Annotated in this window: 6 protein-coding genes; 4 read left to right on the top strand and 2 right to left on the bottom strand. The window is 42.2% G+C overall.

Annotation, left to right across the window (positions count from 1 at the left end; translation table 11 throughout):
- Together Q0688_RS08500 and glmM are read left to right on the top strand one after the other, a co-directional pair.
- Nucleotides 1-676 (top strand): polysaccharide biosynthesis protein (locus Q0688_RS08500; RefSeq protein WP_299074925.1); only part of this gene is annotated, 676 nt, incomplete at its 5' end.
- 131 nt (nucleotides 677-807) lie between these two features.
- Nucleotides 808-2,163, top strand: a complete 1,356-nt coding sequence (gene glmM / locus Q0688_RS08495; protein ID WP_299074924.1) for a phosphoglucosamine mutase — start codon at nucleotides 808-810, stop codon at nucleotides 2,161-2,163.
- 322 nt (nucleotides 2,164-2,485) lie between these two features.
- Here the strand turns inward: glmM and Q0688_RS08490 are convergent.
- Nucleotides 2,486-4,032 (bottom strand): IS3 family transposase gene (locus Q0688_RS08490; protein WP_299074923.1). Its coding sequence is split into 2 segments (ribosomal slippage): nucleotides 2,486-3,552 and nucleotides 3,552-4,032, totalling 1,548 coding nucleotides; the frame shifts between segments, so codons are not numbered across the junction.
- 599 nt (nucleotides 4,033-4,631) lie between these two features.
- Between Q0688_RS08490 and Q0688_RS08485 the strand changes: the two genes are divergently transcribed.
- Together Q0688_RS08485 and Q0688_RS08480 are read left to right on the top strand one after the other, a co-directional pair.
- Nucleotides 4,632-5,105 (top strand): peroxiredoxin, encoded by a 474-nt coding sequence (locus tag Q0688_RS08485; RefSeq protein WP_299074922.1) that lies wholly within the window; start codon nucleotides 4,632-4,634, stop codon nucleotides 5,103-5,105.
- Between the two features lie 185 nt (nucleotides 5,106-5,290).
- On the top strand, nucleotides 5,291-5,635 hold the full coding sequence (locus Q0688_RS08480) for a four helix bundle protein (protein ID WP_299074921.1): 345 nt from the start codon (nucleotides 5,291-5,293) through the stop codon (nucleotides 5,633-5,635).
- A gap of 94 nt (nucleotides 5,636-5,729) precedes the next feature.
- Here Q0688_RS08480 and Q0688_RS08475 read toward each other — a convergent pair.
- Nucleotides 5,730-6,943: DUF1501 domain-containing protein (locus tag Q0688_RS08475; RefSeq protein WP_299074920.1), on the bottom strand; the 1,214-nt coding region annotated here is incomplete at its 5' end.

The raw sequence follows: 6,943 nt of genomic DNA, 5'->3' as shown, positions 1-6,943 counted from the left end.
CATGGCTGAGCTAGTATTACAAGGCTTAGCACAAGAGCAAGGTGCTAAACACCAAACACGTTTTTGTATGGTGCGCTTTGGTAATGTATTGGGGTCGAGTGGCTCTGTAGTGCCGCTATTTCGCAGGCAAATAAAAGAAGGTGGCCCTATAACGCTAACACATCCTGATATAACACGCTTTTTTATGACGATTCCTGAAGCTGCGCAATTAGTAATACAAGCAGGGGCGATGGGCAAAGGTGGCGACGTATTTGTACTCGATATGGGCGATCCAGTTAAAATTAAAGATCTTGCAACTAAAATGGTTCGTCTTTCAGGTTTAAGTGTTAAAACAGATACTAACCCTCATGGTGATATTGAAATTAAATGCACGGGCCTTCGCCCAGGCGAAAAGCTTTTTGAAGAGCTTTTAATTGGCGACAACGTAGGTGAAACAACGCACGAACGAATAATGACTGCCAACGAGGTTATGCTGCCATTAAGTGAGCTTAATGTATTTATAGAGGCGTTAGATATTGCATGCCATAACTTTGATCACCAAGCTATTAGGCAGTTATTGCTTGATGTACCTACAGGTTTTAACCCTACCGACGGTATTTGTGATTTAGTATGGAATGCAAAAAAACAACTTCCATCCGATAGTGATGAAAAAGTAGTAAGCCTAAAAACGAGCTAAGAGGTGGTAATAATAACTTTTTTGAAACGCGAGTTTAACTCGCGTTTTTTTATTAGGTTACATATTTTAAGATAATAAAATAAGCCAGTTATTCTCAATTATTGTAATAGATCAGTTATAAAGGAGCAGTTATGCCACGTAAGTATTTTGGTACAGATGGAGTTAGAGGAAAGGTAGGTACTTTTCCTATTACTCCCGATTTTGCAATGAAACTAGGTTGGGCTGCGGGTACTGTGTTGGCTTCAAGCGGTACTAAAGAAATTTTAATAGGTAAAGATACACGCAATAGCGGTTATATGTTTGAGTCGGCAATAGAGGCTGGGCTTTCTGCCGCGGGTGTAAATGTAGCTTTTGTTGGGCCAATGCCAACTCCCGCTGTTGCATATTTAGCATCAACATTTAGAGCCGATGCAGGTGTAGTAATTAGTGCATCGCATAACCCATTTTATGATAACGGCATTAAGTTTTTTAATAACTTTGGTACTAAACTAAATGACGAACAAGAACTTGAAATAGAAGCCTTACTTGAGCAAGCATTAAATAATAATGCAATGCAATGTGTAAGCTCAGAGCGTTTAGGCAAAGCTAGGCGAATTAATGACGCTGCTGGCCGCTATATTGAATTTTGTAAAGGCGTATTCCCTAAAGAGTTAACGCTTGAAGGCTTAAAAATTGTTGTAGATAGTGCCAATGGCGCAGCGTATCACATTGCCCCTAATGTATATGCCGAACTAGGCGCAGACGTTATTAGTATTAACGATAAACCTAATGGTTTAAATATTAATGAACAATGTGGTGCAACTCACCTAGATAGCCTTCAAAAGGCGGTGATAGAGCATGGTGCTGATTTAGGTATTGCACTAGATGGTGACGCCGACAGGCTTATGCTTGTAGATGACAGTGGCACTGTTATCGATGGAGATCAAATACTTTATATTTTGGCTAAAGCGGCAAAACTGCAAGGTAAAATGGAAGGCGGTGTAGTTGGTACGCTCATGTCTAACCTTGGTTTAGAGTTAGCGCTAAAGGAAATGGATATTCCTTTTAAGCGCGCGAAAGTGGGTGACCGTTATGTCGTTGAACAGCTAAAACAAACAGGTTGGAAGTTAGGCGGTGAAGGCTCGGGCCATATTTTACATTTAGACCATGCATCAACAGGTGATGGTATTGTTGCATCGCTTTTAGTATTAGCAGCGCTTATGCAGCAAAAGCAATCGCTACAGGAGTATGTTGCGGGCATTAAAAAGTTACCTCAGGTACTTTTAAATGTGCGTTTAACCCAAAATAATGCGGATGAAATATTAAATACCAGCTCAGTGAAGCAAGCAGTAAGTGAAGCCGAAACCATGCTTGCCGATAAAGGGAGAGTTTTGCTTCGTAAGTCGGGCACTGAGCCACTTATAAGAGTTATGGTTGAGTCAACAGACTCGACGGCCTCTCAGGCGCAGGCGGAGCATATAGCTAAAGCTATTAAAGCGTTACTATAAAAGCTCATTTTTGTGATCTTGCATATTGCTAATTTTTGATTGCGCGGCTTTTGTCGCGCAAAATTTTATCTTCCATCTTCCATCTTCCATCTTCCATCTTCCATCTTCCATCTTCCATCTTCCATCTTCCATCTTCCATTTTAAGTCTGGGATAATTGTGCAGATACTAGAAGCTCAATATCTAATAGATGATATTAGGCAACTCTGGTAAAATTATGCATATTAATTACCAATTAAAACATTAAAGGAATAACATGAAAATTGCCGTGGTAGGTACGGGCTATCGGAGTTTTTCAAGTTAGTTGTCGCCTCAAGTTAAATTTTATGCCGCCCGCATTTCTTCTTTTTTCTCAGGGTTTAAATTTACTTCATTTATCATTGACCAGTCTCGTGACTTCCCTGACCAACGGCTTGGGTTATTCAATTTAGCTGCGTCGTTTACCTGCTGACGCTTAGCTAATATTTCTTTATCTAAACCTGAATGACGTTGGTTTGGCGTCACAAATTTTATACCACTGTGTAGATGCTCATTATTGTACCAATCAACGAACCCACTTACCCATTCTCTTGCTGCGCTTATATCTTCAAATGCCTTTTCTGGGTATTCTGGGCGATACTTTAACGTTTTAAATAACGACTCAGAGTATGGATTGTCATTACTTACTGACGGTCGACTAAATGATGGCACAATCCCTAACTCCTGTAATGTTGCCAGTAATGTCGCGCCTTTCATTGGGCTGCCATTATCTGAGTGTAACGTAACTTGCTCGCGCTTTATTTGCTCCCGACTGCAAATATCCTTCATTAAATCTGCGGCTAATTCACTTAACTGTGAGTCGTAAACTTGCCAGCCAACAACCTTTCGACTAAAAATGTCCATCACTAAATATAAGTATAAAAATTGCCCTTTTACGCTCGTTGGTAAATAGGTGATATCCCAAGTGTAGACTTCATTTGCACGCACTGCTTTCAATACTCTTGGCTTTTTTATCGGCTTAGCTGGCTTTACTTTTTCTCTATGCGTTAATAAGTTATGTGCCTTCATGACACGATAAAACGAACTTTCAGACGCTATCCATATGCCCTTATCAAGCAGCTTAGGGACTATTTTACTGGCCGGTAAATGCCCATATTCGGCTGAATTAGCCGTATTAATAATGCGCTGCCGCTCTAACTCTGTGAGACGGTTAGGCGGCTGTTTTTTCGTACTCGTCCGTTTGTCAGTCATATCGTCTGCTTCAATCCACCGCTGAACGGTTCTTAGTGTCAGTCCAAGTAACTCACATGCCTTTTCTTTCCTTGCCCCTGAAGCCTGTGCGTTTGTGATAAGCGTTATTAATTCATGTCGCTCAGTCGCTGTTGTTAATCGTCCTCGTTGAAACCCCAAAGTGCATCCGCTTTTTTTTTGAGTACAAGTAGAGCGGCAGTTTCAGCTAAGGCCTTATCTTTGCGATTCAGTTCTTTTTGCAGTTGCTTTATTTCTTGCTTAAGCTGTTTACTGTCTGACTTTACTGTTTTATTTGAAGGTGGTGTTACTAAGTCTTTCTTCCATTGCTGAATATGATGCGGATAAAGCCCTATATTACGGCAGTATTCATTTATGGCGGCTTCATCTAAACTTCCACACTCAATTACTGCGTTGAGTCTTTCTTCTAAACTCCAGTCTTGTGGTCGTTTTTCTGCTGTCATTTGGCTACCCGTCTGGTGTATTTCAAGTTGATGCTTTTTTGCCAGTGCTATCCAACGTTGTAACGTTGAATAACCGACACCTAAGTCATCTGCAATATCTTCTAAGCGAACATCATCACATTGAGATAATGCTTTTTCAACAGCTTGAACTTTAAACTCTTGTGTAAATTGACGTTTCATTTTATTTGCCTCTGCTAAATGTTAGAGGCGACAACTATCCTGACACAGGGGGATTATCACCACAGAGAAGACAAAGAGAAGTAAAGGAGGAGATGCTAAAAAATATTATGTTTCCTCAGTGTAGCGCGCAGCGCCTCGGTGCTCTTGGTGGTAGAAATTGTTTTGTGGTTAAGCTTTGTACTTGATTTATAAAGTGAATAAAACATTATTATCACCACAGAGAAGACAAGGAGCAGTGCAGGAGAAGTGATTTTAAAACCAATTCATTGTATTACGCTCTTCTCTGTGAAGCGCGCAGCGCCTCAGTGTTCTCGGTGGTAATTAATTTTTAGAGTTATTTCAACGAAGGTGTGAAGCTTGCTCACGTAAAAGGTTGTTTATTTAACTATCTATAAACAAAGTACGTTAGCAAGCAAAGCGCCTACATTAAATTCGCTGTGCTACTGTAAGTTTGCATTAGTAGATGAGCATTCCAACTTGTACCTTAACGTATATTGTGTGAAAAATTTGTATTTATGCTTATTGATAATAAAGCTGCGCCTATTAGCAAAGTCCACTATGCTATGGGCTATTCGTTATTTATATTTTAAGGATTTATCATGATTGAACAAGGCCAAAACGTACCACAGGTAACACTTACGCAGTTAACAAGCGAAGGTATGCAAACACTGACTAACAAAGAATTATTTGATGGTAAAAAAGTGGTGTTATTTGCTGTGCCGGGGGCGTTTACGCCAACGTGTTCAAATGCACATTTACCTGAATTTATTACCCTTGCTGATAAAATTAAAGCAAAAGGTGTTGATGCTATTTATTGTGTTTCGGTAAACGATGCCTTTGTAATGAAAGCATGGGGCGACTCGCAAAACGCTGAAGAAATTTTAATGCTAGCCGATGGTGATGCAAGCTTTACCAAAGCACTCGGACTTGAAAAAGACACCGCTGGCTTTGGTGGTATTCGTTCATCTCGCTACGCGATGATTGTAAATAACGGGGTCGTTACTGGGTTATTTGTAGAAGAAGGCAAAGAGTTCACAGTAAGCCGCGCAGAGCATGTTTTAGAAGAGCTTTAAGGCCGCATTTAGTTTGTCAGTGGTTAGTAATTAGTTATCAGATAGAAGCTTTTAGACATTAGTGATTAGACTGAAGATTTTAGTTATTAATGAATATTGTATTTTTTGGCTAGTTTAGTTAGCTAGTTGTTATTTGTATATTTAAAACTAAGCTAGTAAAAATGATATAAATAAAAGTAACACTAATGAATTTTGAAAATTTAGATGTATGGAAACGATCTGCACGTCTTAGCGTAGATATTTACAGGTCTACAGCAGATGTAAAAGACTATGGGTTCAGAGATCAATTAACACGCTCAGGCCTTTCAGTGCCGAGTAACATTGCAGAAGGTGTGTGTAGAGAAAGCTATAAAGAGAAAAGTAGATTTATAGATATAGCTAGGGCTTCTCTTGCAGAAGCTAGAACACAGATATACATAGGCACAGAAATAGGTTACTTAAATAAGTCAACAAGCCAACGATGGATAATAGAAACAAAAGAATTAGCTGCTATGTTAACAAGCCTTAAAAATAAGTTTGATAACAGCTAACTTTAGAGTGTTTAGCTATTCATTCTCCGCGCTGAAAACTGAAAACTGAAAACTGAAAACTGAAAACTGAAAACTGAAAACTGAAAACTGAATTTTACCCCAGAACTTCTTTAACGACTTGGCCGTGCACGTTCGTGAGGCGTCGTTCGAGGCCGTTGTGGTAAAACGTCAAACGCTCGTGGTCGAGTCCCATGAGGTGGAGCAGGGTGGCGTTAAAGTCGTAGACGGTGGTCTTATCGACGGCTGCTTTGAATCCAAAGTCATCGCTTTCACCGTAGCTAAACCCTTTGCGGACGCCGGCTCCGGCGAGGAAGCAGGTAAAGGCGCTGGGGTTGTGATCCCGTCCGGTCCCGTTGGCTTGTAAGAATGGCATCCGGCCGAACTCGGTCGCCCAAACGACGAGGGTGTTGTCGAGCATGCCACGCTGTTTCATGTCGGAGATTAGCGCTGCGGTAGGCTGATCCATAATTTCGGCTTGCATGGCATGCGTCTTTTTAATGTTCGCATGGGAATCCCAATTGGTGATCCCGTTCCCACCCGATGGGTCGCTACCGTTGAACAATTGCACGACACGGACGCCCTTCTCCAGCAATTTGCGAGCGAGGATGCAGTTTCTGGCATAGTGGCCGCGTAGTTCGCTGCCGCCTTCAACGCCATACGCTTTGAGCGTGGCTGGGGATTCTCTTGAGAGATCCATAACATCGGGAACCGACGTCTGCATCCGACCGGCGAGTTCGTAGCTGGCGATTCGTCCGGCGAGATTGGCGTCTCCCGGATATTGTTCGAGGTGTCGCGCGTTGAGCTTCTGTAGCAGCTGGTTGGTTGCTCGATCGAATCCGGGTGAGACATTCTCGGGTCGTGCAAGGTTGTTAGGAGGGTTCTTGGCATTAAAATCGGTGCCTTGAAATGCCGCGGGGAGGAACCCGTTGCCGAAGTTGTTTTTTCCGCTGCGTGCCAATCCGCGTGGGTCGTTGATCGCCACAAAGGCTGGCAGTTCCTGATTTTCCGTACCCAGGGCGTACGTTACCCAGGCGCCGAAGGAAGGGAAGCCCTCCATCGTGAAGCCCGTGTTCATGAAATTCTCGCCCTGCGGGTGCGCGCTCGTTTCCGTCGAAAGCGCATGGAAAAAACAAAAGTCGTCGACCTGATCGGCCAAATTCGGCAGCAAATCGGAAACCATTTTTCCCGTTTCGCCGCGCGGCTTAAAATCCCAAAATGGTTTCGCAATATTCCCAGTTGGGCCTTCGAACGTCACCGCCGGGATCCCTGGTGGTTTTTGTCCGTGCAATTTGGCCAATTCAGGTTTGT

It is taken from the genome of uncultured Paraglaciecola sp. (assembly GCF_937123705.1).
Classification (GTDB): domain Bacteria; phylum Pseudomonadota; class Gammaproteobacteria; order Enterobacterales; family Alteromonadaceae; genus Paraglaciecola.
This window is presented reverse-complemented; position numbering and strand designations above follow the sequence as displayed.

Coding starts and splice junctions, on each gene's coding strand:
- glmM (WP_299074924.1), top strand. CDS start 808: ATGCCACGTAAGTATTTTGGTACAGATGGAGTTAGAGGAAAGGTAGGT.
- Q0688_RS08485 (WP_299074922.1), top strand. CDS start 4,632: ATGATTGAACAAGGCCAAAACGTACCACAGGTAACACTTACGCAGTTA.
- Q0688_RS08480 (WP_299074921.1), top strand. CDS start 5,291: ATGAATTTTGAAAATTTAGATGTATGGAAACGATCTGCACGTCTTAGC.